This window comes from Aquirufa sp. (assembly GCF_044239315.1).
Classification (GTDB): Bacteria; Bacteroidota; Bacteroidia; order Cytophagales; family Spirosomataceae; genus Aquirufa.
Genome location: NZ_JBIIBQ010000005.1, coordinates 1 through 25,055, shown reverse-complemented (window position 1 = coordinate 25,055; position 25,055 = coordinate 1). Strand labels below are relative to the sequence as shown.

The window sequence follows — 25,055 nt, the reverse complement described above, 5'->3', positions numbered from 1 at the left end:
TATTTGTCTATGGATAATGATCAAATCGTCGATGCGCTTGAGTTACTAGTTAAGCTATGGGATTTACATGGAGTAAATGAATTCAAGAGTAAGAATCTTGCTTTTGCAGCACGTGGCCTCGATAAATTTCCAGGTTTAATCTCCTCTTTGTCAGAAGCAGAATTAGTAGCTATTCCAGGCGTAGGAAAAGTGGTCGTCCAAATTGTCAAAGACGTCGCCACCTCAGGTACTTGTCCTGATTTAGAGCAAATTATAGAGCAAACGCCACCAGGATTACTTACCCTATTGAAAATTAAGGGTTTGGGTCCTAAAAAGGTGAGGACTATTTGGCAAGAATTACAAATTACGGAAATCGACGATTTATTAGCGGCATGCGAGGATGGTCGTTTAGCAAATTTAAAGGGATTTGGTGGTGCAGTAGTGGAAAGTGTTACACTGAATATCCATTTCATCAAGTCCAATTCGAGCAAATTACGAATCAATAAGGCCCAGGATTTAGCGGATGAAATTGCACAAGAATTAAGTGCCTATTTTAATAAAGTAACAATTGCTGGCGAGTTGCGCCGACACTGTGAAGTGATTAATTCACTCGTTTTTTTAGTGAAGACGGATGATCTTTTTGGGGCTTCTGGTTTATTGCAATCGGTTGATATGCTGGAGGAAGATTTGAAGGAATCCTCACCTTTTACGTGGAGAGGCTTTGCCAAGGGTCACTTGATACCGATTGAGATACATTTTGCGTCTTCAGCTGAGTTTGTAACGAAACTTTTCTCCTTATCTGCTTCTGCGGACCATTTGGCTCAAGTGAATTATTATGAGCGTTTTGACGGGAAAGATATATCAGATGAAAAAGTGATTTATGATTCCCAAAAAATGCCTTTTATCGTGCCTGAGATGCGGGAAGGCTTACAGGAATTTGACTGGTATGTAAAACACGGGGATAAAGCCTTGATTCAACATGCTGATTTACGTGGATGTTTACACAATCACTCTACTTATTCAGATGGAAAGAATACCTTGGCAGAAATGGCGGAAGCCTGTCGGGCATTAGGTTTGAGTTATTTTGGTATCGCGGATCACTCAAAATATGCAGCCTATGCAGGTGGGTTGAAAGAGGAGGATGTGATTCGTCAACACGAAGAAATTGATCAATTAAATGCGCAATGGTCTGATTTTAAGGTGTTAAAAGGAATAGAAGCAGATATCTTGCCGGATGGTAGTTTGGATTACGATGCCTCGGTTTTATCCTCTTTTGACTATGTGGTGGCCTCCGTTCATGCTGGTTTGAATATGGATTTAGAGAAAGCGATGCCTAGGGTAATGAAAGCCATTGAAAATCCCTACACCTCTATTCTAGGGCACCCAACCGGCCGATTATTGTTAGCTAGACCCGGATTTCCTTTGCACATGTCGAAGATCCTAGATGCCTGCAAAGCAAATGGAGTTTCTATTGAATTAAATGCTAGTCCTTATCGATTGGACTTGGACTGGCGTCATATCTATGAGGCGATGGACAAAGGAGTGTTTGTTTCCATTAACCCAGATGCCCATGCCATAGCTGGATTACAGGATATGGAATGGGGGGTGAAAGTGGGGCGTAAAGGAGGCCTTTTAAAAGAGTTAACGTTGAATGCTTTGTCTTTGGCAGATATTAAAACCTTTTTCGCTAAAAGCTAAAAATTAGGTTTCAATAAGTACTTCGCATAGAAGTCGTCAATCACCCGAACAGCTTCGGTAGGAGTATCCACAAGGGCAAACAATTCCAAATCTTCTTCGTGAATATTTCCTGCGGCCACCATCGTCTTTTTCATCCAGTCGATTAATCCTTCCCAATAGTCTTTTCCGACTAAAACAACCGGGAATCGGCCTATTTTATGTGTTTGAATAAGGGTTAATGATTCGAACATTTCATCCAGCGTTCCGAATCCACCCGGCATGATGATAAATCCTTGGGAATACTTCACGAACATCACTTTTCGCACAAAGAAAAAGTCAAAATTGATGTTTTTGTCTGAATCGATGTAGGGATTGGGGGTTTGTTCAAAGGGTAATTCGATATTCAAACCTACACTGCGGCCTCGTTCGCTGGCTGCTCCTTTGTTTCCCGCTTCCATAATTCCGGGTCCTCCACCGGTGATGACACCATATCCGTGGCGAACTAATTTGGCGGCAATTTCTTCTGCTATCTTGTAATAGGGATTTTCAGGGCTAGTTCGAGCAGATCCAAAAATGGATACACATGGGCCGATTTTAGATAATTTATCGATGCCTTCTACGAACTCACTCATAATCTTGAAAATACGCCAAGACTCCTCTGATTTAATCTGAGCCCAGGTTTTATCGCCAAAGGCTTGTTTGATTTTTTCTTCTTCCTCTTTCCAGTTTTTCTCTGTCATATTTTTACTATTTGTTTCCTAAATGTAGGACTAATCCTTTTACCTTTGCAAAAAATAAATTACAATTTTATGAATGCTCCCTTAAGTTTCGCGGTAGGCGGTGACCACGCTGGTTTTGATTACAAGAATGATTTGATCGCTTTTTTAGAGGCTAAGGGTATCACTGTTCAAGATTGTGGTACCTATTCTGCTGATTCCGTAGATTATCCAGATTTTGCTCATCCTGTAGCGGATGCGGTAGAAAAAGGGGAGGTAAGTTTTGGTTTATTATTATGTGGAAGCGCGAATGGCGTGGCAATTACGGCAAACAAACACCAAGGAATTCGGGCAGGTTTGGCTTGGAATACAGAAGTGGCTGCTTTAGTTCGTCAGCACAATGATGCGAATGTGCTATGTCTTCCCGTACGATTTATCTCCTTAGAGGAAGCAAAAGCTTGTTTGCAGGTATTTTTAGATACGCCTTTCGAAGGTGGTCGTCACCAAGGCAGAGTAAATAAGATTTCTTGTTGCTAATCTATTTCTTTTTGTAAAGTTTCGGACTCACTAGCCTATATTGATCTGTGATGGAAGGAATATATTGCGCAATTTTGGTAAAATATCCCTCAGAATCGTAAATATACGTGGGTTGGTCTTTCGTGAAGTATTCCTGAACGATAATCACGTTTTTATAGGAATTTAACTGATTTAGTAGGGGTTTAGCTAAAGCCCAATTGACAAATGGGCCTGCCATTTCATTGTGTAGGTATTCTTCTATTTCCGGGCCCAATATGAGTAGTTTTTGCCCACTGATTGGAATTATTCTTTGACGCTGATTCTTGTTAGTATCTAAGCTGTGAATGAATATTACAGACCCTACTAAAGCCACTAAAATGAGTTCCCTTTGCCAATTTTTCTTAATTAAATAAAAGAGGTTGAGGCCTAGGTAGGCTAATGGAGGCAATAACAAGACAAAGTTTATTCGGTTATAGGCTGGAAAATTAGTGATGGCAATCAGACTGAAAAATAGCCAAATTAAAGTAGTCTGCTGTACTTTCTGGGCGTGTGCCCGAATTTTTGGATTCCCCACTACCTTATATAAACCAATGATCCCAAATAGTAAGGCAGGTGAGTAAAACATTAAAACTTGTTTTGCTTCGTCGATGGAGATTAATTGAAATTCAAAGGCTGAATTTTGAAAGACTTGTACTAAATAGGAAAGGTTTCCTCTGAAAGAAAATACAATCGAAGTAATCGTTAAAACGATCATGTATCCGATTAAAATTAAAAGTACTTGTCGAATAGAAATACCTGAAAAAAACAATAAACTCAGTAATGCCCAAGGAAGTAGCCAAAAATAAGCTGGGAATAACAAGGTGGCAATGGCGATATAAATTCCAACTAAAAAAACGCGGTCATTTACTAATAGTGTTTTTTGTTGCTGAATAATCTCTTTCCAGGCAAGTAATAAAAAGGTGAGCCCTAAAAGTGCCGGATCTGGGACATAGAATTCTGTTGTCAGGTGAAACAGTAATAGATAAATACCAAAAGCTAATCCACCTAATTTAGGCATTAGATCAAAGCTTGAAATGGTTTGATGAAAGATATATGCCTGAATGGAAATGATTCCAAATGCAATGTAAGAATTAGAAGACAAGGGAATGTTAACTAGATCAAGTAGCTGGTAAAATCCAGTGGCAAATGGACCGGTATTATCACGTATGTCCTTATACAATCGAAATCCTTGATTCAGTTTTTGCCCAATTAAATAGTTCTTTATTTCCCATGGAAAATAGGTAAACCCCTGTTGAGTCTGCAGAAAAGCAAAAAATACCCCTATTAGAAGAAAGAGTAGAATCGAAATTAAGCTGTTGGATTTTATAAATTGTAACATATTTGGCTAAACGAAGCGCTAAATTACGGTGATTCCAATTATTATTATGAAATTTGCAGGTGTTTTTTGAGATAAAAAGACCTGAAAATAGAGAGCAAGCATGGAAACGAAGCGTCAGCAAAAATTTGGCCGTCAAATACAGAAAGATTTAAGTGATATTTTTCAAAAGGAATTTAAAATGATTTTTGGAAACGGAATGGTCACCGTGACGGAGGTGAAAATCAGTCCTGATCTTTCAGTTGCGCGTTGTTACCTCAGTTTCTTGCTCATAGAGGACCGTGAGGCTGTAATGGATCAGATTGATATCGCAAACAAAGCCATTCGTAATGCTCTTGCAAATCGAATTCGTAAGCAAGTACGTATTATTCCTAATTTAGTTTTCTTCTTGGATGATACTGCTGCCTATGCGGCTAAAATCGAAGCTTTGTTTGAAGGTTTGGTTATTCCACCTGCAGATGGCGACATTCCCAATCGTGTGACTGATGAAATAGATTAAAATGAGTATTTCCTTATTTGTTGCGAAAAGGTATTTTTTTTCCCCATTTAAGGCGAGTTTTATCACCTTAATTTCTCGCATTTCGATGATCGGAGTGGGAGTGGAGGTGATGGCTTTAGTGCTTATTTTATCAGTCTTTAATGGTTTAGAGGATTTTCAGATAGGTTTGTTCAAAACCTTCGATCCAGATCTAACTATTATTTCCAAGTCCGATACACGTTTTTCGTTGACTGCTACTCAATTTAATCAACTAGCAAAAATTTCTGGAGTAAGTTCTGTTCAGCCCATATTAGAAGATCAGGCTTTAATTCGTTACAATGGTAGGCAACTTGTGGTTACTTTAAAGGGAATTGATTCTTCTTTTATTTCATCGAGGCGATTAAGAGAACAAGTGGTTGATGGTGATTATTTAGTAGAGAATGAAGGAAATACATTTGGAATGGTGGGAGCTGGAGTTTTTATGTCCATGGGGATGAATTTTGATGATGTATTCCATCCAGTGGAGGTTTGGTATCCGAACCAAAAGGCGTTAGCTAAATTTCAAATAAATGAGAATGCAGCTAATTTAAAAACCTTTTTTCCTTCAGGTGTTTTGCAAGTGGAACAAATGTTTGATAATCAAATGATTCTTGTGCCATTGCCTTGGATGCGAGAACTGACTTTAGCTGATTCTAATTCGGTCTCTAAAGTAGATGTTATGTTAACAAAGGGGGCAAATGAGTTGGATGTCCAAAAGGCGATTCAACCTATTTTAGGTACTAATTATCAGGTTCAAACGCGTAACCAACAGCATGCCATTCTATTGCGGGCAATCAAAATCGAAAAGTTATTCGTGTTTATTTTGATGGCATTTATCATGGGAATAGCCTCCTTTACCCTATTTTATGCCCTCTCTCTATTGGTCATAGAAAAGAGAAAAGACTTAAGAACCTTGTTAGCAATGGGAATAACACAGCAGCAGTTATTGCGTATTTTTCTATCCGTAGGTTTATTTATTAGCTTTTCGGGTGCTTTAGTAGGAATGGCTTTAGGTTTTGCGCTTGGCTGGATACAACAAACGTTCGGAATTGTTCCTTTAGGCATTCCGAACGCTTTAATTGATTCATATCCCGTTAAAATGGAATGGTTTGATTTTTTGATGACGGCTTTGGTCGTGATTATCCTCACATTTTTGGCCTCCATCATCCCTGCCAGAAAAGCAGTTCAAATGACATTTAATCAAAAAGTTAATCAGCCAAAGGCGGATTAAATTCTCCTTCCCATTTCGAAACCACACAGGTTGCAACACCATTTCCTGCCACAGATGTGACCGTTCTACCCATATCTAAAAACGGATCAACGCCTAATAAGAGGGCAATTCCTTCTGCTGGAAGATTGAACATCGTTAAGGTACCTGCAATGATGACAAGCGATGCGCGTGGTACACCAGCTATACCTTTGGACGTAATCATTAACGTTAATAGCATGGTGATTTGTTGTTCCAAACTCAGGTGGACGCCATAAGCTTGTGCAATAAATCCAGTCGCAAATGTCATATATAACATCGATCCATCCAGATTGAAGCTATATCCTAAGGGTAATACAAAACCGACAATACGTCTCGAGCATCCAAATCTCTCAAGTGCAGCAATGGTTTGTGGAAATGATGCTTCAGAACTAGCTGTAGAAAAGGAAATCAAAAGAGCTTCTTTTAACTCTTTTAATAATCTCCAATAAGGGATTCCATTGGCAATACAAATGATCCACAGAATGACGACGGTAAAGAATAATAGGCCTCCTAAAAAGCAGATCATCAAGTAACCATAGCTAATTAAAATACTTAATCCTTTATTCGCTACCACCGTAGTCATGGCTGCAAATACGGCATATGGAGCTACTTCCATCACATAATTTACCATTTTGAAGATAACTTCCGCTAAGTTTTCAATGACATGAATTAGACGTTTTCCCATTTCACCAATGGATCCTAACGCGACGCCGAAAAATAGGGAGAAGATAACAATTTGAAGGATTTCATTCTCAGCCAATGCTTTGAAGAAGCTGTCTGGGAAGATGTGTAGGATGAAATCTTCCATTGTTTTAGCCTTGGAAGAATCAATGCCAGTTTCAGTACCAGCTGCTGGCTTAGGCCAACTTTGCAGGCTTCCTGGTTGAGTTATATTAACAACGACAAGACCTGTAACAAGCGAAAGAATAGTGGCAAAATAAAAATAACCAATAGTCTTGATTCCGATGCGCCCTACAGCTTTGAAATCCCCTAATTTAGCAATACCTACGACCAACGTGCAGAATACCAATGGTCCTACAATCATCTTAATCAGGCGCAGGAAAATCTTAGATACAATCTGAACTTTAGCTCCTAAATCGTGGCTAACTTCTGGGGAAAAAGAAAGGAAAAAGAACTCTCCCAGTACAAGGCCTAGGATAAAGCCGATAATAATCTTATTAGTTAAGGTTAATTTCATAGTGGGTTGACGAGAGATAAATACTTTTTATAAAAAGGTTTTCTATAGAAAATCATTCCCCAAAGAAAGGGGAAAAGAAGGTAATTCAAAAATGAGTTTTGAGTATCAAACGAAATTTCATCGATTATTTCACAGGTTCCCTGATCTATTTTCTTGACCCGATGCTTATGTTGCCAAAATTGTAGTCCAAAAGGCATTTTGACACCTTGATCTATAAAATACCATTCATCTTCCGTCTCTTGATCTTCTATGATAAGAGAACTCCAGGTGACTTTCAGGAAAATAAGGTTAATGATAAGAATTACCGTATCCTCTTTTTTACAACCATCAAATCTTTGCAAGGCTACTTTAGGAAAAGGAGGGGATAGTTTTAAAAGTAAATCAGCCGTAAATAGTTTTTTTACGTGACTGACGGGTGCTTGAATCGGAGTAGAGATGGAGTAGGATAGCATATTAAGCTACCAAGAGTTTTAGCAAGGTTGCAAAAAATGTTTTGATGCCTAGAGCTACATATTTAGCCCAACCTGTACTCTCTTCGGAAGTTTCAGGGGATTCCTGATCGGAAGGCAATTCACTGCTTACTACTTTCGCGGCGTTAGCAGAAGCTAATCTTGCCGTTGAATCTGTTTGGATTGTTTTTGCCTTCGGATTAAGCGCTGAGTATTCAACTCTGCCGAAATTACAGAATAGCGAAATCGTGAAAAGGGCAATGATCAGTTTTTTCATTTAATTTTTTGTTTCGCTGATTCTACGGCTAATTTTTGGGCAGCTATTTCTTCCTCTTTTGTTTTTTGATCTAATTTATTTTGAACCTGATTAGTTAAAATCTTTTCCTTTTCGATTTTAGCTTCTTTTAAACGCTCTTCTAAGTTGCTGATTTGTCGCGAGTTAGAATCAAGTTCGCGAATTAAGCGTTCCGCTTGTTTGGTATTTTTTGATTGTGCTGAATTCAATTCGGCTAATTTGTTTTCCTCGATTCGAACACCTTCCTCTAAATCAACAATTTTGATGAAATCTTCTATCCAATTGCTTGTTTCAGTTAGTTTAGCATGTCCTGTCTGGATATATTCGTCAGGTCCTATAGTGATGGAAATGAAAAGTTTAACTTTCTTATTTTCCTCTGAAACCTTAGAAATAAGGATCATCGGGCTATCTGAAATCCCTGAAACCTTCAAATCAGGACTTGAGTAAGTGCCATTTTTGCCTTCGATAACTTTACCGAATTTGCTTAAATAAGCTTTCCAGCTTGCTCTTGCATATTTTTCCTGCGTATTAACGAAGGTATAAACTCCTTCTTTTTTTGATTTATCAATTTCAGACATACCAGAAAAAACTTGAGCTGAAGCCGATAAAGCACTTACTGAAAGGAAAAGTAGAAGGACGATTTTTTTCATTTGATGAAATTTTTACTAAAGTTAGGAGATTTTTTTAGCTAGGACAACCTTGTTTTTATTTGCTTGATCTCTAAAAGCGAAAAGAGTAAACTCTCCTCCGTCTTTTAATTGAAATTTCTTTCGAATTTCATCCGCCTTTATGGGGAAATTTCGAGTAGAAATATTCGCCTGTAGGCCTGGTAAAACAGAGCGAATCCATTTTTTTTCCAAAGAACCCACCTCTAAAATCTTAAACGCTCTTCCAGCAAAATTAGTATGTAGACTTTCAGAAGTATATAAATGAGTATTTGCAGCAATTTTAAGTAAACCTTTCCCTGCTGATTTAAAAAATCCCCCTTTCAGCACTCCTGCATGTGGTTCATAGAGGTAGTTTAATATGGGACTCGTAGCGATTTCTGTTTCCGATTCTGTCGTTTTTCTGCCTGAAAATAGGAGTGAATTGGGGAAACTTAATTCGATTACGTCTATGAAAGGATCCGCAATTGATTGTGCGGTTTTCATGAACAATAATTCTTTTACCTCGTTTTTAACGCAGACGATGTAGATCTTTTCTACTCCTCCTAATTCGCGGATTGCTTGATCTAAATCCAATAATGGACTTGTTTTTATCAGTAAGCTGGTTTTTTTGTTGACGAAGGGTATTATATTTAATGCATTGGGTTCGCAATCTTGTAAAAGAACGACTTTGTTTCCTGTGCCATCTCTGCGGGCTGGATCTACATAGATGAAATCGAAAGATTTTCCTTGCTCGGCAAGCCACTTTAAACTATCGCAGGTGTGGTGATGGATGTTTCCTGCCTTCAATTGTGCATGATTAAAGGCGGTGATTTTAGTAAGATCCTCTTGTCTTTCGATGTATTCCACTTCGCAGCCTGCCTTCGCAAAGGCATAACTGTCTAAGCCCATTCCGCCTGTCAAATCTGCAATTTTCCCTTTTACTAAACTAGCTTTAAAATGGGCCGTTTCTTCTGAGGATGATTGTTCTAGTGCCAAAGAAGGAGGAAAAAATACCCTTTCATTCGCCACCCAAACAGGCATTTTGTCTTTGAGTTTTTGTCTGGCTTTGATTTGGCTTACTAAATCAGGAATGTCTAAATCAGGGTATTTTGCGGCTTCTAAAGCAATCGCAACCGGATCCCTGTGCAGGTTCTCTTGAATAAACTGGATTTCATTATCTCGAAGCATCCCCTAAAATTAGCACCTAAGCTTTAATAATTTTTATTTAAATTAGTGAAATTCAAAAGATCAAATGACCGGATTAATTCTAGCAGCGGGTGCGTCTTCTCGATTAGGAGAAGCGAAACAATTATTGGTTTACCAGGGCAAAAGCCTTTTAGAGCGTTCGATACGCTTATCATTTAGTGTTTGTGAGGAGGTGGTCGTTTGTTTAGGTGCAGAAGGGGAAAAGACGGTAAAAATCATAGAGAATTTACAAAAAGAATTTCCTCGTCTATCTTTTGTTCAAGTGGAAAAGTGGGAAAAAGGAATGGGAGAATCGCTTGCTGTAGGCCTAAGAGCAATTGATCAACAAAAAGCGGTGTTAGTTCTTTTGTGTGATTTGCCTTTTTTGACCAATGCACACATGAAAAATATCATATCCCTTGCGAATCCAGACCGAGCTATTGTCGCATCCTTCCAAGGAGTCAATTCACCACCTGTACTCATTCCAAAGGCTTTGCGTCCCCTTTTTAGTCGTTGGAGTGGAGATCAAGGTTTGGGAAAATTTTGGCGCCAAAATCCAATGCTCTGCGAAATCATTCACTTTTCTGACAAATTCAGGGACGTTGATGTTCCGGAGGATCGGGAGTATTGGGGGATTTAAAACAAAGAGCAAAGCACAAAGAGCAAAGTTCAAAGCATAAAGCACAAAGAATAAAGTTTGCATTCGCTTCGCGAATGACTTTATGAAATGTTTTTTTCATCCTTCTGAAATCATAAAAAATGAGCGTTAGCCATTTTTTATTCCCCATTTATGCTTTTTGCTCTATGCTTTATGCTTTACAAATGGTAAATGGTGAGTGGTAAATAGTAAATGGGTCGAGATTCAATAAAAATTCATTTTTCATTTACCATTTACCACTCACCATTTAGTAAGATTTCCTATCTTTGCATTTCAATTTTAAACTCAATTAAGTGGAATCAATCGGAACCCTTCCCACCGTCGAAACAGCCAAAAAATTAGGATTATTGCCCGAAGAGTATGATCGCATTCAAGAAATTTTAGGTCGCAAACCTAATTTCACCGAATTGTCGATTTTCTCTGTTATGTGGTCTGAGCACTGTAGCTACAAGAATTCAATCGTTTGGTTGAAGACTTTGCCTAAAGACTCACCACGTATGTTAGCGAAAGCTGGGGAAGAAAATGCCGGCTTGGTAGATTTAGGTGATGGTTTAGGTTGTGCGTTTAAGATTGAATCGCATAATCACCCGTCTGCGCTTGAGCCTTACCAAGGTGCTGCGACTGGTGTGGGTGGTATTAATCGTGATATTTTCACGATGGGTGCGCGCCCGATTGCGCAATTGAATTCGTTACGTTTTGGCAATATTGAATTAGCGAAGACGAAGTGGTTAGTGAAAGGTGTGGTGAAGGGGATTGGTGATTATGGTAATGCCTTTGGAATTCCTACCGTGGGTGGTGAGGTTCAATTTGATGATTGTTATAATGTGAATCCGCTGGTAAATGCGTTTTCAGCAGGTATATTAAAAGTAGGTACGCAAGCCTCAGCTATCTCGTATGGTGTAGGAAATGGCGTATTTATTGTGGGTTCTGCGACAGGAAAAGACGGAATTGGGGGTGCGAGTTTCGCCTCAGAAGATATTACGGCGAAGTCGTCGGAGAAATTACCTGCGGTTCAAGTGGGTGATCCATTCCAGGAGAAATTGTTATTAGAGGCTTCTTTGGAAATCATCGAAGCAGGTTGTGTAATTGGTATTCAAGATATGGGTGCAGCGGGTATTATTTGCTCGACATCTGAAATGTCTGCGAAAGGTGAACACGGGATGATTATTGATCTTTCCAAAGTGCCTACGCGTCAACCGAACATGCAACCTTTCGAGATTCTATTATCTGAGTCTCAAGAGCGTATGTTGATCGTAGTGGAGAAGGGTCGTGAGCACGAGGCGAAACGCATTTTTGATAAGTGGGATTTAAATTGTGAGCAAATTGGTACCGTGACAGATACAAAACGTCTTGAATTCTATCAAGATGGCGTTTTAGTGGCGGATGTGCCTGCGGATGATTTAGTTTTAGGTGGTGGAGCTCCGGTTTATCACCGCGAGTACAAAGAGCCGGCTTATTACCAAGAATTTAAGAAATTTAAGATTGATTCAGTAACTGATTTGCCCAAGGAAGAATTGCCTAAGGCTTTGAACTACATGATGAATCACCCGAATATCGCTTCCAAGAAGTGGGTGGCTCAACAATATGATTCATCGATTGGCCGGGCGAATCGCAATACTAATGCACCTTCGGATGCGGCGGTTGTGAAAGTACACGGTTCTCAAAAATCCATTGTTATTACAGTAGATTGTAATTCTCGCTACGTAAATGCGGATCCTGAAGAAGGATGCGCGATGGCGGTGGCGGAAGCGGCACGTAATATTGTTTGTTCTGGTGGTGTTCCGGTGGCGATTACGAACTGTTTGAACTTTGGTAATCCATACATCCCAGAAGTATACTGGCAATTTGTGGGTGCGATCAAAGGTATGAAGAAATCATGCGAGGCTTTCGAAACGCCAGTTACCGGTGGGAACGTTTCCTTCTACAACCAGTCTTCTGACGAAGGTCCTGTATTCCCTACACCTACCATTGGTATGTTAGGTATTTTAGAGGATCCAGCGAATAAGATGACTTTGGACTTCAAAAAAGAGGGCGATGCCATTTATTTAGTAGGGGAGTCGGTGAATGATATCGCGTCATCAGAATATGTCTATTCTTACAAAGGAATCAAAGCAACTCCAGCACCGCATTTTGATTTAGCAACGGAACAGAAATTGCAAAAAGCTATTTTATCATTGATTGAGTCTCGATTAATAGAATCGGCGCATGATGTGTCAGATGGAGGATTGTTAGTGACTTTAGCTGAATCATCATTCCCGCGCGGATTAGGATTCAGTGTAACTTCAGATTCAGCTATTCGCCAAGATGCGTTCTGGTTCGGTGAGGCGCAATCTCGTGTTGTCGTTTCAGTGGATGCAGCTAAGAAGTCAGCTTTTGAGGCGGCTTTAGAGGCTAAAGGTGTTAAATTCTCTGCATTAGGTTCTGTTCAAGGAACGGATATGGTGGCAGATGGAGCAAAATTATCAACAGTGGCTGCAGCATATCAATCTTTTGATACGGCTTTAGAAACTGCGTTAATGAAATAAATAAAATGAGCCGCTATCTAATCGCTTTTTCGTACGATGGCGGCTCTTTTCATGGCTACCAAATTCAGCCTAATGCAACGACAGTACAGTCGATTTTGCAAGATAAATTAAGTCTTTTATTGGGTTCTCCACTGGAAATTGTGGGAAGTTCACGAACCGATACAGGCGTTCATGCTCACGAGCAGTTTGCCCATTTTGATTTGCCAGAAGGTAAAAAAGTAAAAGAAAACTGGGTATTTCGGTTGAATCGTATGTTACCAGATTCTTTAGCGGTGCAAGGGATTTACCAAGTAGCTGATGATTTTCATGCTCGTTTCGCAGCTATTTCGCGGACTTATGAATACCGAATAAGTTCTTTAAAAAGCCCTTTTAATGCGCAATTTGCTTACCGTTTCAGTGTGGATCTTGATGTCGAAGCGATGAATGAGGCAGCGGCTTTGTTTTTTAAACATACCGATTACCAATGTTTTTCGAAGGTCAAGACGGAGGTGACGACCTTTAATTGTACGATTTTACATGCTAACTGGGCCACAAGAGGGGATGAATTGGTCTTCACTATTCAGGGAAATCGCTTCTTGCGCGGCATGGTTCGTGCCGTAGTGGGTACTTTGTTAGAGGTAGGGCAGGGGCGCTTATCGAAAAAGCAGTTGCAAGAAATACTCGATTCAAAAGACCGGTGTAAAGCGGGTCGTGCAGTTCCAGCTCACGGGCTTCATCTGTTGAAAGTAGAATACCCCTCGTCTACTTTTGACGCCAAATGTGCAGGATAACATCCAATAAGGTAGCAGCAGATTGTACCTTGATCTTATTCGCTTTGTAATTCAATCCTTTCAGGTTGTACTTACTGATCCAAATCTCCTTAAATCCGAGTTTCTCCGCTTCAGCGATGCGTTGATCGATGCGCGTAACTGATCTCAATTCTCCTCCTAATCCTACCTCAGCTGCGAAGCAGATAGAGGAATCGATGATTTTGTCCTCGTAAGAGGAAACGAGAGACATGCAGGTAGCTAAATCCAAGGCTGGATCATCCACTCGAATACCCCCAGTAATATTTAAGAACACGTCTTGGGTTGCTAATTTATATCCGCCTCTTTTTTCTAACACAGCGATCAACATGCTCAATCGCTTGCCATCATAACCGTTGGCAGTTCTTTGGGCATTGCCATATGAAGAAGCACTTACTAAGGATTGAATTTCTACTAATAGAGGGCGATTTCCTTCCATCAAGGTGCCGATGGCGATACCAGAGGAAGGTTCGTCGCGTTGGGATAGAAGAATTTCGGATGGATTAGTCACGGGTCTTAGTCCACTTCCCAGCATTTCATAAATGCCTAATTCGGAGGTAGAACCAAAACGATTCTTCGTCGTACGCAAAATACGGTAGATCATGTGGCGATCACCTTCGAATTGAAGCACCGTATCAACCAAGTGTTCTAAAACCTTAGGGCCGGCGATGGAACCTTCTTTAGTAATATGTCCTACTAGAAAGATGGGAGTGCCACTTTCTTTCGCAAAACGCATTAGCTCTAAGGCACATTCTCTAATCTGAGACACGGAACCTGGGCCGGATTCAATTTGATCTGAAAATAAGGTCTGTATCGAATCTACAATGATTAATTCCGGCTCTAGGTCGACTAGATGGCGGAAAATGGATTGTGTATTCGTCTCAGTTAAGATGTATAAGGAGTCAGATTTAGCGGCTAGACGGTCTGCTCTTAATTTAATTTGTTGCTCAGATTCTTCTCCTGTGACGTATAAAACGCGTGTTTGGGTTAAGGAGAGGGCAACTTGTAATAATAGGGTTGATTTTCCGATGCCAGGTTCTCCGCCGATTAAAACGAGTGAGCCAGGAACGATTCCGCCTCCTAAAACGCGGTTGAATTCAGGATCCGAGCAGGTGAGTTTAGGTAGATTTTCGAAGCTAACTTCGCTTAATAATTTCGGTTTTGTGGCCGCTTTAGGACTTCCTTTTGTCTTCCAAACCTCCGCCGGATGCACCGTAGCTTCCACTAATTCCTCCACAAATGTATTCCATTCTCCACATGAGGGACACTTACCTAACCACTTCGGAGCTGAGTGACCACAAGATTGACAGAAGAAAGACGTTTTAGCTTTGGCCATGAGGTTTATTTATGTCCAAATTTACGCTTTGATTTCGTTTTTTCTTTTTTTTCGATTGAAAAAGGATAATTTTACTATTTAATTATCAAAACTCTCAAATGATGAAAGCGCAAAAACCACTACTGTTATTATTTCTATTCATTGCAGGATTTTCATTTAGTTTATCTGCTCAAAGTTCTAAATATTTACAAGCAGGGATTAAAGGAGGTGTGAATTTGTCCAATATCGCGACTGATAATAATTTCTCAGTTAATGTGGACAAATCTCTATCTACCAAAACAGGGTATTTAGTAGGTGCCTATGCAAGGGTTGGAAGTACTTTATTTTTTCAGCCTGAAGTATTTTTCTCAGCTAAAGATTATGAAGTTAATGCCTTAAATGCATTAACAAAGACAAATGATGTCGTGTCTTTTTCTCAGAAATCAATTGATGTTCCCTTATTAGTAGGTTTAAAGTTTGGTGTAATTCGACTTGCTGCGGGTCCAGTTGCTTCGTATAGTTTTAGTGCAGATGCCTCTGCTAATAACGCATTAAAAAGTTATTTTTCTGGTTCTGCTAGAGAAATTTCTAATCGTTCTAATTTCTCTTACCAAGCCGGTATAGGAATCGACATTTTAAGCTTATCACTTGATCTTCGTTACCAGGGTGCTATCTCTGAATTATCCAATACGATGGCCATACCTACTGGTTATAATTACGCACAAAAACCTAGTTTTTTCCAGGCGACCATCGGTCTCCAAATTTTATAATTACCCTTATGAATGAACAAATAAACGTTCTTCAAGCTGAAATTGACAGTTTTGTTATTTCGAATGAAAGCGAATTAGAATCTTTTAGAAATCAGTTTGTTGGGCGTAAGAGTCGTTTAGCCTCTTTATTTGATGAATTGAAAAATGTGGCTGCAGAGAATCGCCGGGAGGTAGGTCAATCTTTAAATGGGTTGAAGAATTCAGCTGAAGCAAAGTTTGCTGAAGCACAAGAGGCCTTTGCTGGAAATGCAGCAGGATTTGAAGTTCCATCTGATTTAACGCTATATAATCCGATTTCTCAGGGTAGTTTACATCCATTAACGAAGGTTAGAGCGCGTATTTTGGAGATTTTTAATCGGATGGGATTCTCCGTTTCTGATGGACCGGAGATTGAAACCGATTTCTATAATTTTACCGCTTTAAATTTTCCTGCAAATCACCCGGCAAGGGAGATGCAGGATACTTTTTTCATTGAAAAAGGGGCTGGGGAGATTCAAGATGACGTTTTATTGCGTACACACACCTCTAATGTGCAGATTCGATTAATGCAACATCAAAAGCCTCCGATTCGCTCGGTGATGCCGGGTCGTGTTTATCGCAATGAAGCCATTTCTGCGCGTGCGCATTGCCTTTTTCATCAAGTGGAAGGTCTTTATGTGGATGAGCAGGTGAGCTTTAAGGATTTGAAAGATACCTTGTATCATTTTGCCAAAGAGATGTTTGGCAAGGATACAAAAGTACGTTTTCGTCCGTCTTATTTCCCTTTTACCGAACCAAGTGCAGAAATGGATATTACCTGTCTTTTATGTAAAGGTGATGGCTGTAATGTCTGCAAAGGTGCCGGTTGGGTGGAGATTGCAGGGGCCGGAATGGTAGACCCGAATGTCTTAGAAAATGTGGGTATTGACTCGAAGAAATACAATGGCTTTGCCTTTGGAATGGGAATCGAGCGGATCACGATGTTAAAATACCAGATCAAAGACTTACGTTTATTTACAGAGAATGACGTGCGTTTCTTAAAACAGTTTAATTAATCTGACCTATGTGGAGTTTTCAAAAAGTAAATAATTGGACGGGTTGGGGAGTTTTCTTCATCTCTTTGTTGACCTATACTTTGACGGTGGAGCCTACGGCCTCTTTTTGGGACTGTGGAGAGTTCATCGCTTGTGCCTATAAATTACAAGTACCTCACCCTCCGGGAGCCCCTTTGTTCCTTTTATTAGGCCGAATGTTTTCTCTTTTAGCTTTAGGTGATGTGACTAAAGTGGCTTATTGGGTGAATATGATGTCAGTGGTAAGTAGTGCCCTGACTATTTTGTTCTTGCATTGGACGATCGTAATGATCGGTCGCAAGATGATCAATAAGTCCTTTGAGGAATTGAATTCGAACGAACGTTTTGGATTATTAGCCTCTGGAGTGGTTGGTTCGTTGATTTATACGTTCTCTGATACATTCTGGTTCTCTGCAGTGGAAGCGGAAGTATATGCTATGTCTTCTTTCTTTACGGCGATTGTTGTTTGGGCTGCTTTTAAATGGGAGCTGGTGGAAGATAGAGCCGCATCGAATCGTTGGATCTTGTTCATCGCTTATTTAGTGGGATTATCTATCGGAGTCCACTTGTTGAACTTAGTGACACTTCCAGCATTAGGATTATTGTATTATTTCAAACGTTATGACAAGCCTACCTTAACGGGTGGTGTTATTTCGATTTTTGTTGCACTATTTATTTTAGGTGTTATCAATGCTGGAATCATACCAGGGCTTCCTAGTTTGGCCTTTGAATTTGAATTAGCTTTCGTGAATACCTGGGGCTTTTCTTATGGTACTGGAGCGATTGTGTTCTTGATATTGTTGATTGCAGCTGTGGTTTTTGGGATTCGGTATTCGTATGCCAAAGGCAAGGAAGTGCTTAATGTCGCGCTATTCTCCTTCGTTTTCCTTTTAATTGGTTATTCTACCTACACCGTCGCTTTAGTTCGTTCAGGCTATAATACGCCTATTAATGAGAATGATCCGAGCAATATCTTGAACTTCTTGAAGTACTTGAAACGGGAGCAATATGGCGAGCGTTCGTTAATCTACGGACCTGTTTATACAGCCGAGGTTACGGGTTACAAAGAAGGAGCAGAGACACCTATTTATAAAATGAAAGATGGGAAATACGTTGAATACACAAAGAAACCTGTGTATGAATACGATAAGTCCCAAATGATGCTTTTGCCCCGTGTATATTCGAATCAGGCTAATCATGTTAAGTTATATCAACAGATGTTAGGTATTCCTGAAGGAGTGAAGCCAAGCTTTGGTAAGAACTTAGAATTCCTCTTTACACATCAGTTAGGACATATGTATATGCGTTATTTGCTATGGAATTTTGTGGGTCGTGAAAGCGATTTCCAAGATGCTTGGGCAATTAATTCTTTTGAAGATACGTCCAAACTCCCGGATGTTTTACGCAATAATAAGGCGAGAAACAATTACTATTTCTTACCGATTATTTTCGTCCTTTTAGGTTTCTTTTATATGCTTCGCAAGAATGATAAGGACCTTTTAGTGACTATTTTAATGTTTGTCCTTACTGGAGTAGCTTTAACTGTTTACTTGAATTCACCCCCAACGGAACCTCGCGAGCGTGATTACATCTTCGTAGGATCGTTCTATTTTATGTCGATTTGGGCTGGTTTTGCCGTCATGCAGATTTTAGAATTTATTCAAAAATTCGTTAAAGCTGATAAAGCGAAATGGGCGATTGTTACCTTGTTAGGTTTGACTGCTCCTGCGATTTTGGCACAACAAAACTGGGATGACCATGATCGCAGTGATCGTTATCACCAAATCGATTTTGCGAAAAATTTATTGAATTCCTGTGCCCCTAATGCGATTCTGTTTACAGGAGGTGATAATGATACCTTCCCATTGTGGTATGTTCAAGAAGTCGAAGGGTTCAGAACGGATGTTCGGGTATGTAATTTATCGCTTTTGGGAACCGATTGGTACATCGACCAAATGAAGCGCAAAACATATGAATCTCAACCTTTACCGATTCAATTAACTAAGGATCAATTGATGGAAGGGGTGAATGATCAGATTTTATTCAATCCTAAAGTGGGTTTAAATGCGATGTCTTTACCTGATTATTTAGACTTATTGCACAAAGACAGCCCATCAATCCAAGAACAAACGCAATTAGGCGAGTCCATTAATACCTTACCAACGGATTCGGTGGTTATTCCAGTGGATATCGCTGCAGTAGCAAAAACAAGCTGGTTCCCTAAGCAATTCGTTCCTTATATGTCACCTGTTTTAGGTTGGAAGCTGCCATCTCACAACATTTATAAGGGCGAATTGATTCAATTGGAGATCATTTCTAACAATGCCATCTCTGGTTGGAAACGCCCAATCTACTTCGCATCTACCTTGCCAAATGATCAATATTTAGGTCTAAAAGAGTCGATGCAATTAGAGGGTTATGCGTATCGTTTGATGCCATTTAAGATTCCTGGAGCAAATGATGGCTACGTGAATTCAACGATCATGTCAGAAAACATCTTGAAAAAGATGTTCTGGAGAGGCCTTGATAATGACAAAATCTATTATCATGGTGACTTCTACTTAGGAATTCCGTCTGTAACGGCTCGCTTGAGTGTCTATCGTTTAGCGGATCAATTAGTGCGTGAAGGAAATTTGCCTCAAGCGAAGAAGGTTTTAGATCATTTGGAGCAGAAAATGCCGGATAAAGTTATTCCTTATGATCAATTCTCTGCTAGTATGGTGGAGCTTTATATTTCAGTAGGTGATGCAGCGTCTGCGTTGAAAATGGCTAAGCGTATCGTAGATCGTGATGATCAGCTATTAGACTATTATTTAGATGGCAGATACGGTGCTCATGAACGTGACGTGCAAATCGCCATATACGAAATGAACCTAGTCGTTTCTGCTCTGAAGGCTTCTAAGGTGAGCCCTGCGAAATATCAGCCGCTAGAGGCGAAGTTTAATAAGCAGATGGCAAGGTTGCAGTAGAAAGCAAAGTCCAAAGAGCAAAGTCCAAAGATCAAAGTTGGAATAAAAAAAGCGGCAGGTGCCGCTTTTTTTATGTTTTGTACTGATATTTTTTCTCTGAAATTTGCTCTTTGAACTTTGTGATTTGCAATATGTTTTCATAAAAAGCATCGCTTTTTCTATGAAAACATATCCCTCACCTTATGAAAGAACCCCTTTTCCGCCTTTCCCGGTTGTGGGGCGAAGTTAGGAGAGGAGCGAAGCTTTTCTAATAACTCCGTTTCTTCTTTGCTCACTTGCTTAGGCGTCCAAATGTTGACATGCACTAATTGGTCTCCAATAGAATATCCGTTTAGTTCTTTGATGCCTTTACCCTTTAAGCGAAGTATTTTACCACTTTGCGTACCTGCGTCTAACGTGATTTTTGCTTTTCCACTAATCGTAGGTACCTCAACGGATGTTCCTAAGGCAGCATCTACAAAGTTTACGTATAGGTCGTAGATGACGTTATTTCCGTCCCGGTGTAATAGCTCGTGCTCTTCTTCTTCGATCACAATCAATAAATCACCTGCTACACCACCTCTTGGTGGAACGTTTCCTTTCCCAGACATGGAAAGTTGCATGTCATTAGAGACTCCAGCGGGGATTTTGATTGGGATGATTTCTTCCTCAAGTATGCGGCCTTCTCCGAAGCAATCGCCACATTTTGCGCCAATTGTTTTTCCTTCTCCACTACAGTGAGGGCAGGTAGAAGATGTGACCATTTGGCCTAACATCGTTTGTTGTACTTGACGTACTTGACCTGAACCTTGGCAAGTGCCGCAGGTTTTTAGGTCTGTTCCGTTTTTTGATCCGTTCCCAGCGCAAGTTTTACAAGCGACGTGGCGTTTTACTTTGATTTTCTTTTCAACACCGTTTGCGATTTCTTCCAAATTCAGCTTAAGCTTAATACGAAGATCAGTTCCTTTGCGCTGACGTCTTCCACCTCCACGGCCTTGATTGAAAAAACTTCCAAACGGGCTTTCATCTCCTCCACCGAAAATATCTCCGAATTGAGAGAAGATATCTTCCATGTTCATTCCACCTGCACCGCCAAAACCACCGCCAGCAGCTCCACCCATTCCAGCGTGACCGAAACGGTCGTATTGTGCCTTCTTTTGGGAGTTGCTCAATACCTCATAGGCTTCAGCAGCTTCTTTGAATTTATCCTCTGCCTCCTTGTTATCGGGATTCTTATCAGGATGGTACTTCACCGCCATTTTGCGATATGCCTTCTTGATTTCTTCCTCCGATGCAGATTTTGAAACGCCTAATATTTCGTAATAATCTCTTTTTTGAGCCATTTTTTATTAATTTCCGACCACCACTTTCGCAAAGCGGATGACTTTTTCATTCAGTGTATATCCTTTTTCCACTACTTCGACCACCTTGCCTTTTTCCTCTTCAGAGGGTGCTGGGAACTGCGTGATGCAATCGTGCAATTCAGCGTCAAATAGTTCACCTTTAGCCGGCAATTCTTTTAACCCTTTGGATTGCAGAATGTTCCCGATTTTAGTGAAAATTAATTGAGTTCCTTCGGATATTTCTCCTTCAGGTGCATTGGCCAAAGCGCGCTCATAGTCATCGATGACAGGTAATAAGTCAACGATTAAACGTTCCGATGCGGTTTGGATGAGTTCTATTTTTTCTTTAGCCGTACGTTTGCGGAAATTTTCGAAGTCTGAATACAAGCGAAGGTATTTTTCCTTCATCTCCGTTAATTCATCCACGGGTGCCGTTTCTTCAGCTTCTTGGGTGTTTTCTACTTCTTGATTGATAATTTCTTCCTCAGGCGTTGGTTCGTTTTCTTTCTTTTTCATGTTACAAAATTACGATTGCGTTCTTCCCTTTACAAATTCAATACCAAAAACAATTTTCTGACACTTTGGCATAAATGAAATGACCTTTGTAATTTTAAACAAATGTCAAAAAGTCCCGCTCAAATTTCACAGCACATTAAGCAGAAAGCCCAGCAATTTGGTTTTGCCTTTTGTGGTATTTCCGAAGCGGGATTTCTAGAGGAAGAAGCGCCTCGCCTAGAAGCTTGGTTGAATTCGAATCAACACGGCGAAATGGCCTATATGGCGAATCATTTCGATAAAAGATTAGATCCGAGAAAGCTTGTTGATGGTTGTCAAACCGTCGTTTCGCTAGTCTATAATTATTTTCCGGCGGAAGAAATTCAGGCAAATCCCTTCAAGATTTCGAAGTATGCCTACGGCGAAGATTACCACCGGGTAATCAAAGACAAGATGCAGATGCTGTGGGATTCACTTCAAGAGGAGGTAGGCGAATTTACGGGTCGGATGTTTGTGGATTCTGCGCCTGTTTTAGAAAAGGCCTGGGCTAAGAAATCGGGATTAGGTTGGATAGGAAAGAATGCGAATTTGATTATCCCGAAAAAAGGAAGCTTCTATTTCTTAGCTGAACTTTTAATTGATTTGAAAGCGGCACCAGATGGCCCTATCAAGGATTTTTGTGGTACTTGTACGCGATGTATTGATGCCTGTCCTACGGAGGCCATAACACCTTATGTGGTGGATGGAAGTAAATGTATATCGTATTTTACGATCGAGTTAAAAGACCAAATGCCGGCAAACCTAACAGGGGATTTTGAAAATTGGATTTTCGGCTGTGATATTTGCCAAGATGTGTGCCCCTGGAATCGTTTTTCGAAGCCGCATGAGGAACCGAGGTTTGATACGAATTTACAGGAAGTGGATTGGGAAGGACTTTCAGAGGAAGTTTTTCAAACCCTCTTTCACTATTCTGCTATCAAACGTACGAAACTGAAGGGCATTCAGCGGAACATTGATTACGTGAAAAAAAAGAGGCCGTGAATCCACGGCCCTTTTCAAGCAAAATAAAACCCTAAAGTGATAATCGTATAAGTAAGCTAGGTTCAATGACCTCCGCTGTCTTTTTATTGGTGAGGATCATTTCGGCCGCTTTTTGGCCTAATTTCTCCGGATGAGTACTTACCACTGTGATTCCTCCAGCAATGATTTCTTTAAATGGATGGTCATTTAAGGATATGATTCCCACATCTTTTCCTAAGGTCCACTTCTTTTTCTCCGCGTATTTGATAGCCTGGAAAAGATCGGTGTCTGACAAGGTGAAGTAAACCTCATTTTGTCTGTAATCGTCCTCTTCTAGGCCATCTAATACTTGGAAATCCAATGAATTCGCTTCGCAGAATTCACTGCACGCATTGATTAATTCAGGATCGAAGTATTCATCTTCGCTCAAAACTAAATTAAGGCTGCGGTACTTATTAAACAGGTTTAGTTGGGTATTAAAAATCTTTTTTAGCGAGGGATTCGGTGGGCAAATCAGACTAGAATGACGGATGGTTCCAAAGTTTTGGTCTAATAAAATCAACCGATCCCCTGCTATCTTTTGTAAAATCTTCACTGTTTCTTCATCCTCGTCGATTAAATGAGGTTGAATCAGGTAATAATGGTAGTTTCCTAGTTGTTGCCCGATGATTTCTTTGAATTCACGTGGCTTGTACTGGTAAGTATAAATATCGACCATCACGTTTTTACCGAAATGATCTAAGAATGCATTGTAGAGCGTTTGATTTGTTTCCGTCATGCGTCCGATTAAGAAAAGTACTTTCGTCTTTACTTTCAGACTAGATTCTGAGATGAAATAACCTTTGCGGAAAATAGACGTGATGGCACCCATTTTGTGCAATTCGGTGTAGGCTCTTTCCACGGTATCCCGAGAAAGGTAGCATTCTTCCGACGCCTCGTTAATGGACGGCAATCGTTCGCCAGGTTTTAATTCTCCCATCTCAATATCCTGCAAAAGTGAATTCACTAATTGCTGGTATTTAGGAAGTTTGTTTCCTGAATTCTTTACGTTAAATGAAACAAATGTTTTATTCATATCGAAGAAAAATTCTAAAGTCAAATGTACGTGGGTGGCCTTGTTTAGCATAGGACGAATCTTACAAATACAAGGACAATTCTTGCAATCGTTTATTTCAGGACAAATCCGTCCAATTTCCTGGTATTATTCCCTAAATTTAAAGTTCGAATGAAAAAGACCCTTATCGGTTTCTTGCTATTACTCTCTTTGGGTGCAACGGCCCAAAAACAGACTCGCTATGAACGACTAAGTACCGCCTCAGGTTTATCTCAAAGTTCCATTTATAAAATTACTCAAGACAAAAAAGGCTTTTTGTGGTTTGCTACAGGTGATGGTTTGAATCGCTATGATGGTCATAATTTTAAGATTTATCGAAATGATCCCAGCGATCCGAATACCTTAAGTGGTAGCGAAATATTTACCGTGGCAGAGGATGATTTAGGAAATCTTTGGGTAGGTACGCGTAATTCTGGATTAAATAAGATTGAATTAGCGACAGGAAAGATTATACGTTTTTCGAAAGGGCCTACCGGCCAAGATATATCCAATTCGACTATTCCGAGTATTTTAAAGTTAGGTAATGGGAAGATGGGGGTGGCTGTTTTAGGGCTTGGATATTTAGTCTATAATGTGCGCTCTAATCAATTAATAAAACAGGAGTCAGAATGGAGAAATCCAATAGTAAAAGAAGTGACGCGTTTGTTTAAGCATTCTTCGGGAACAGTTTGGATGGGGACGAGGACAGGTTATTTACTTTCACAGTTAAACGCACAAAGTTTTATTCCTTATCAGTTTGGAGGAAATAGTTACCGAGTGAGGGCTTTATTTGAAACAAAGAATGGTGATATTTTAGTGGGTACAGATGGTAAAGGGATTTACCGTTTTACGCCTAAAACCCAACAATTTAAAGTCGTCTTTTACCAAGCATCTGATCCTCTATCTCGTCAAAATATTGTCACTTCTTTAGCGAAAGATGCCTTACAAAATTTGTGGATAGGTACCGACAATGGTGTCTACAAGTTAAATGGAGAGGATTTTAAGAACTATACCAATATTCCATCGAACCCGGATCCAGAATTAGGATTGTCTTCTAATTCCATTATGAGTCTTTTTACGGATGCGAATGAAAATACCTGGGTAGGTACGTGGGAAGCAGGATTGAATATTTCTTTCTTCCAAAAACCGCGTTTTGCCGTCTTGCGATATAAGCCGAATTCACTTCAGGGCCTTTTAAGTAATAAAGTGAGTACGCTGCTAGCAGACGAGGATCGGGGAGTTTGGGTA

General features: G+C 40.0%; 23 protein-coding genes. 12 read left to right on the top strand and 11 right to left on the bottom strand.

Annotation, left to right across the window (positions count from 1 at the left end):
* Window positions 1-9: 9 nt before the first annotated feature.
* Entirely contained in the window at window positions 10-1,677 is a 1,668-nt protein-coding gene (locus ACILP5_RS02670) for a PHP domain-containing protein (RefSeq protein WP_395617110.1), read from the top strand.
* Here ACILP5_RS02670 and ACILP5_RS02665 read toward each other — a convergent pair.
* On the bottom strand, window positions 1,674-2,396 hold the full coding sequence (locus ACILP5_RS02665; RefSeq protein ID WP_395617109.1) for a TIGR00730 family Rossman fold protein: 723 nt from the start codon (window positions 2,394-2,396) through the stop codon (window positions 1,674-1,676). The two genes, ACILP5_RS02670 and ACILP5_RS02665, sit on opposite strands and share 4 nt — an antisense overlap.
* Window positions 2,397-2,465: 69 nt before the next feature.
* Here ACILP5_RS02665 and rpiB point away from each other — a divergent pair, with 69 nt between their 5' ends.
* A complete protein-coding gene (rpiB, locus tag ACILP5_RS02660) occupies window positions 2,466-2,909 on the top strand; it encodes a ribose 5-phosphate isomerase B (protein WP_395617108.1) in 444 nt (147 codons plus the stop codon).
* A 1-nt stretch (window position 2,910) separates the two neighbouring features.
* On the opposite strand, the gene ACILP5_RS02655 is transcribed toward rpiB, so the two are convergent.
* Window positions 2,911-4,107 (bottom strand): DUF6427 family protein, encoded by a 1,197-nt coding sequence (locus tag ACILP5_RS02655; RefSeq protein WP_395617107.1) that lies wholly within the window; start codon window positions 4,105-4,107, stop codon window positions 2,911-2,913.
* 259 nt (window positions 4,108-4,366) lie between these two features.
* Here ACILP5_RS02655 and rbfA point away from each other — a divergent pair, with 259 nt between their 5' ends.
* On the top strand, window positions 4,367-4,762 hold the full coding sequence (gene rbfA, locus ACILP5_RS02650; protein ID WP_395617106.1) for a 30S ribosome-binding factor RbfA: 396 nt from the start codon (window positions 4,367-4,369) through the stop codon (window positions 4,760-4,762).
* Window position 4,763: 1 nt separating this feature from the next.
* Window positions 4,764-6,011: an ABC transporter permease gene (locus ACILP5_RS02645; RefSeq protein ID WP_395617105.1), complete on the top strand. Its 1,248-nt coding sequence runs from the start codon at window positions 4,764-4,766 to the stop codon at window positions 6,009-6,011.
* On the opposite strand, the gene ACILP5_RS02640 is transcribed toward ACILP5_RS02645, so the two are convergent.
* The 5 genes from ACILP5_RS02640 to ACILP5_RS02620 are packed head-to-tail and all read right to left on the bottom strand — an operon-like array spanning window position 5,989 to window position 9,806.
* Window positions 5,989-7,227, bottom strand: a complete 1,239-nt coding sequence (locus tag ACILP5_RS02640; RefSeq protein WP_395617104.1) for a dicarboxylate/amino acid:cation symporter — start codon at window positions 7,225-7,227, stop codon at window positions 5,989-5,991. The two genes, ACILP5_RS02645 and ACILP5_RS02640, sit on opposite strands and share 23 nt — an antisense overlap.
* Window positions 7,224-7,679, bottom strand: coding sequence for a hypothetical protein (locus ACILP5_RS02635; protein WP_395617103.1), 456 nt, complete (start codon window positions 7,677-7,679; stop codon window positions 7,224-7,226). The genes ACILP5_RS02640 and ACILP5_RS02635 overlap by 4 nt, the downstream gene beginning before the upstream one ends.
* A 1-nt stretch (window position 7,680) precedes the next feature.
* The gene (locus ACILP5_RS02630) at window positions 7,681-7,953 is read right to left on the bottom strand and encodes a hypothetical protein (protein WP_395617102.1); all 273 of its coding nucleotides are present in this window, start codon (window positions 7,951-7,953) and stop codon (window positions 7,681-7,683) included.
* The gene (locus ACILP5_RS02625) at window positions 7,950-8,621 is read right to left on the bottom strand and encodes a hypothetical protein (protein WP_395617101.1); all 672 of its coding nucleotides are present in this window, start codon (window positions 8,619-8,621) and stop codon (window positions 7,950-7,952) included. The genes ACILP5_RS02630 and ACILP5_RS02625 overlap by 4 nt, the downstream gene beginning before the upstream one ends.
* 21 nt (window positions 8,622-8,642) lie before the next feature.
* Complete coding sequence (locus ACILP5_RS02620) at window positions 8,643-9,806, bottom strand: class I SAM-dependent methyltransferase (protein WP_395617100.1); 1,164 nt, start codon at window positions 9,804-9,806, stop codon at window positions 8,643-8,645.
* Between the two features lie 64 nt (window positions 9,807-9,870).
* On the opposite strand from ACILP5_RS02620, the gene ACILP5_RS02615 reads away from it, so the two are divergent.
* From ACILP5_RS02615 to truA, 3 genes are all read left to right on the top strand, one after another.
* A complete protein-coding gene (locus ACILP5_RS02615) occupies window positions 9,871-10,443 on the top strand; it encodes an NTP transferase domain-containing protein (protein WP_395617099.1) in 573 nt (190 codons plus the stop codon).
* A gap of 311 nt (window positions 10,444-10,754) precedes the next feature.
* The gene (gene purL / locus ACILP5_RS02610; protein WP_395617098.1) at window positions 10,755-12,986 is read left to right on the top strand and encodes a phosphoribosylformylglycinamidine synthase subunit PurL; all 2,232 of its coding nucleotides are present in this window, start codon (window positions 10,755-10,757) and stop codon (window positions 12,984-12,986) included.
* A 5-nt stretch (window positions 12,987-12,991) separates the two neighbouring features.
* On the top strand, window positions 12,992-13,756 hold the full coding sequence (gene truA / locus ACILP5_RS02605) for a tRNA pseudouridine(38-40) synthase TruA (RefSeq protein WP_395617097.1): 765 nt from the start codon (window positions 12,992-12,994) through the stop codon (window positions 13,754-13,756).
* Here truA and radA read toward each other — a convergent pair.
* Complete coding sequence (radA, locus tag ACILP5_RS02600; RefSeq protein ID WP_395617096.1) at window positions 13,728-15,107, bottom strand: DNA repair protein RadA; 1,380 nt, start codon at window positions 15,105-15,107, stop codon at window positions 13,728-13,730. The genes truA and radA overlap by 29 nt on opposite strands.
* A gap of 98 nt (window positions 15,108-15,205) precedes the next feature.
* On the opposite strand from radA, the gene ACILP5_RS02595 reads away from it, so the two are divergent.
* The 3 genes from ACILP5_RS02595 to ACILP5_RS02585 are packed head-to-tail and all read left to right on the top strand — an operon-like array spanning window position 15,206 to window position 19,877.
* Window positions 15,206-15,856, top strand: coding sequence for a porin family protein (locus ACILP5_RS02595; RefSeq protein WP_395617095.1), 651 nt, complete (start codon window positions 15,206-15,208; stop codon window positions 15,854-15,856).
* 8 nt (window positions 15,857-15,864) lie between these two features.
* A complete protein-coding gene (gene pheS / locus ACILP5_RS02590) occupies window positions 15,865-16,890 on the top strand; it encodes a phenylalanine--tRNA ligase subunit alpha (RefSeq protein WP_395617094.1) in 1,026 nt (341 codons plus the stop codon).
* Window positions 16,891-16,898: 8 nt separating this feature from the next.
* Window positions 16,899-19,877, top strand: a complete 2,979-nt coding sequence (locus ACILP5_RS02585) for a protein O-mannosyl-transferase family (RefSeq protein WP_395617093.1) — start codon at window positions 16,899-16,901, stop codon at window positions 19,875-19,877.
* 158 nt (window positions 19,878-20,035) lie between these two features.
* Here ACILP5_RS02585 and dnaJ read toward each other — a convergent pair whose 3' ends face one another.
* Both dnaJ and ACILP5_RS02575 read right to left on the bottom strand, forming a co-directional pair.
* Window positions 20,036-21,199, bottom strand: coding sequence for a molecular chaperone DnaJ (gene dnaJ / locus ACILP5_RS02580; RefSeq protein WP_395617092.1), 1,164 nt, complete (start codon window positions 21,197-21,199; stop codon window positions 20,036-20,038).
* A 6-nt stretch (window positions 21,200-21,205) separates the two neighbouring features.
* On the bottom strand, window positions 21,206-21,715 hold the full coding sequence (locus tag ACILP5_RS02575) for a nucleotide exchange factor GrpE (RefSeq protein ID WP_395617091.1): 510 nt from the start codon (window positions 21,713-21,715) through the stop codon (window positions 21,206-21,208).
* Between the two features lie 102 nt (window positions 21,716-21,817).
* On the opposite strand from ACILP5_RS02575, the gene queG reads away from it, so the two are divergent.
* On the top strand, window positions 21,818-22,735 hold the full coding sequence (gene queG / locus ACILP5_RS02570) for a tRNA epoxyqueuosine(34) reductase QueG (protein WP_395617090.1): 918 nt from the start codon (window positions 21,818-21,820) through the stop codon (window positions 22,733-22,735).
* A gap of 31 nt (window positions 22,736-22,766) precedes the next feature.
* Here the strand turns inward: queG and ACILP5_RS02565 are convergent, their stop codons facing one another.
* Entirely contained in the window at window positions 22,767-23,789 is a 1,023-nt protein-coding gene (locus ACILP5_RS02565) for a GntR family transcriptional regulator (protein ID WP_395617089.1), read from the bottom strand.
* Between the two features lie 150 nt (window positions 23,790-23,939).
* Here ACILP5_RS02565 and ACILP5_RS02560 point away from each other — a divergent pair.
* Window positions 23,940-25,055 (top strand): two-component regulator propeller domain-containing protein (locus ACILP5_RS02560; protein WP_395617088.1); only part of this gene is annotated, 1,116 nt, incomplete at its 3' end.

Coding starts and splice junctions, on each gene's coding strand:
- ACILP5_RS02565 (WP_395617089.1), bottom strand. CDS start 23,789: ATGAATAAAACATTTGTTTCATTTAACGTAAAGAATTCAGGAAACAAA.
- ACILP5_RS02585 (WP_395617093.1), top strand. CDS start 16,899: ATGTGGAGTTTTCAAAAAGTAAATAATTGGACGGGTTGGGGAGTTTTC.
- ACILP5_RS02645 (WP_395617105.1), top strand. CDS start 4,764: ATGAGTATTTCCTTATTTGTTGCGAAAAGGTATTTTTTTTCCCCATTT.
- ACILP5_RS02625 (WP_395617101.1), bottom strand. CDS start 8,621: ATGAAAAAAATCGTCCTTCTACTTTTCCTTTCAGTAAGTGCTTTATCG.
- rpiB (WP_395617108.1), top strand. CDS start 2,466: ATGAATGCTCCCTTAAGTTTCGCGGTAGGCGGTGACCACGCTGGTTTT.
- pheS (WP_395617094.1), top strand. CDS start 15,865: ATGAATGAACAAATAAACGTTCTTCAAGCTGAAATTGACAGTTTTGTT.
- radA (WP_395617096.1), bottom strand. CDS start 15,107: ATGGCCAAAGCTAAAACGTCTTTCTTCTGTCAATCTTGTGGTCACTCA.
- ACILP5_RS02670 (WP_395617110.1), top strand. CDS start 10: ATGGATAATGATCAAATCGTCGATGCGCTTGAGTTACTAGTTAAGCTA.
- ACILP5_RS02595 (WP_395617095.1), top strand. CDS start 15,206: ATGATGAAAGCGCAAAAACCACTACTGTTATTATTTCTATTCATTGCA.
- ACILP5_RS02630 (WP_395617102.1), bottom strand. CDS start 7,953: ATGAAAAAACTGATCATTGCCCTTTTCACGATTTCGCTATTCTGTAAT.
- dnaJ (WP_395617092.1), bottom strand. CDS start 21,199: ATGGCTCAAAAAAGAGATTATTACGAAATATTAGGCGTTTCAAAATCT.
- queG (WP_395617090.1), top strand. CDS start 21,818: ATGTCAAAAAGTCCCGCTCAAATTTCACAGCACATTAAGCAGAAAGCC.
- ACILP5_RS02665 (WP_395617109.1), bottom strand. CDS start 2,396: ATGACAGAGAAAAACTGGAAAGAGGAAGAAGAAAAAATCAAACAAGCC.
- rbfA (WP_395617106.1), top strand. CDS start 4,367: ATGGAAACGAAGCGTCAGCAAAAATTTGGCCGTCAAATACAGAAAGAT.
- ACILP5_RS02615 (WP_395617099.1), top strand. CDS start 9,871: ATGACCGGATTAATTCTAGCAGCGGGTGCGTCTTCTCGATTAGGAGAA.
- ACILP5_RS02635 (WP_395617103.1), bottom strand. CDS start 7,679: ATGCTATCCTACTCCATCTCTACTCCGATTCAAGCACCCGTCAGTCAC.
- truA (WP_395617097.1), top strand. CDS start 12,992: ATGAGCCGCTATCTAATCGCTTTTTCGTACGATGGCGGCTCTTTTCAT.
- ACILP5_RS02575 (WP_395617091.1), bottom strand. CDS start 21,715: ATGAAAAAGAAAGAAAACGAACCAACGCCTGAGGAAGAAATTATCAAT.
- ACILP5_RS02620 (WP_395617100.1), bottom strand. CDS start 9,806: ATGCTTCGAGATAATGAAATCCAGTTTATTCAAGAGAACCTGCACAGG.
- ACILP5_RS02640 (WP_395617104.1), bottom strand. CDS start 7,227: ATGAAATTAACCTTAACTAATAAGATTATTATCGGCTTTATCCTAGGC.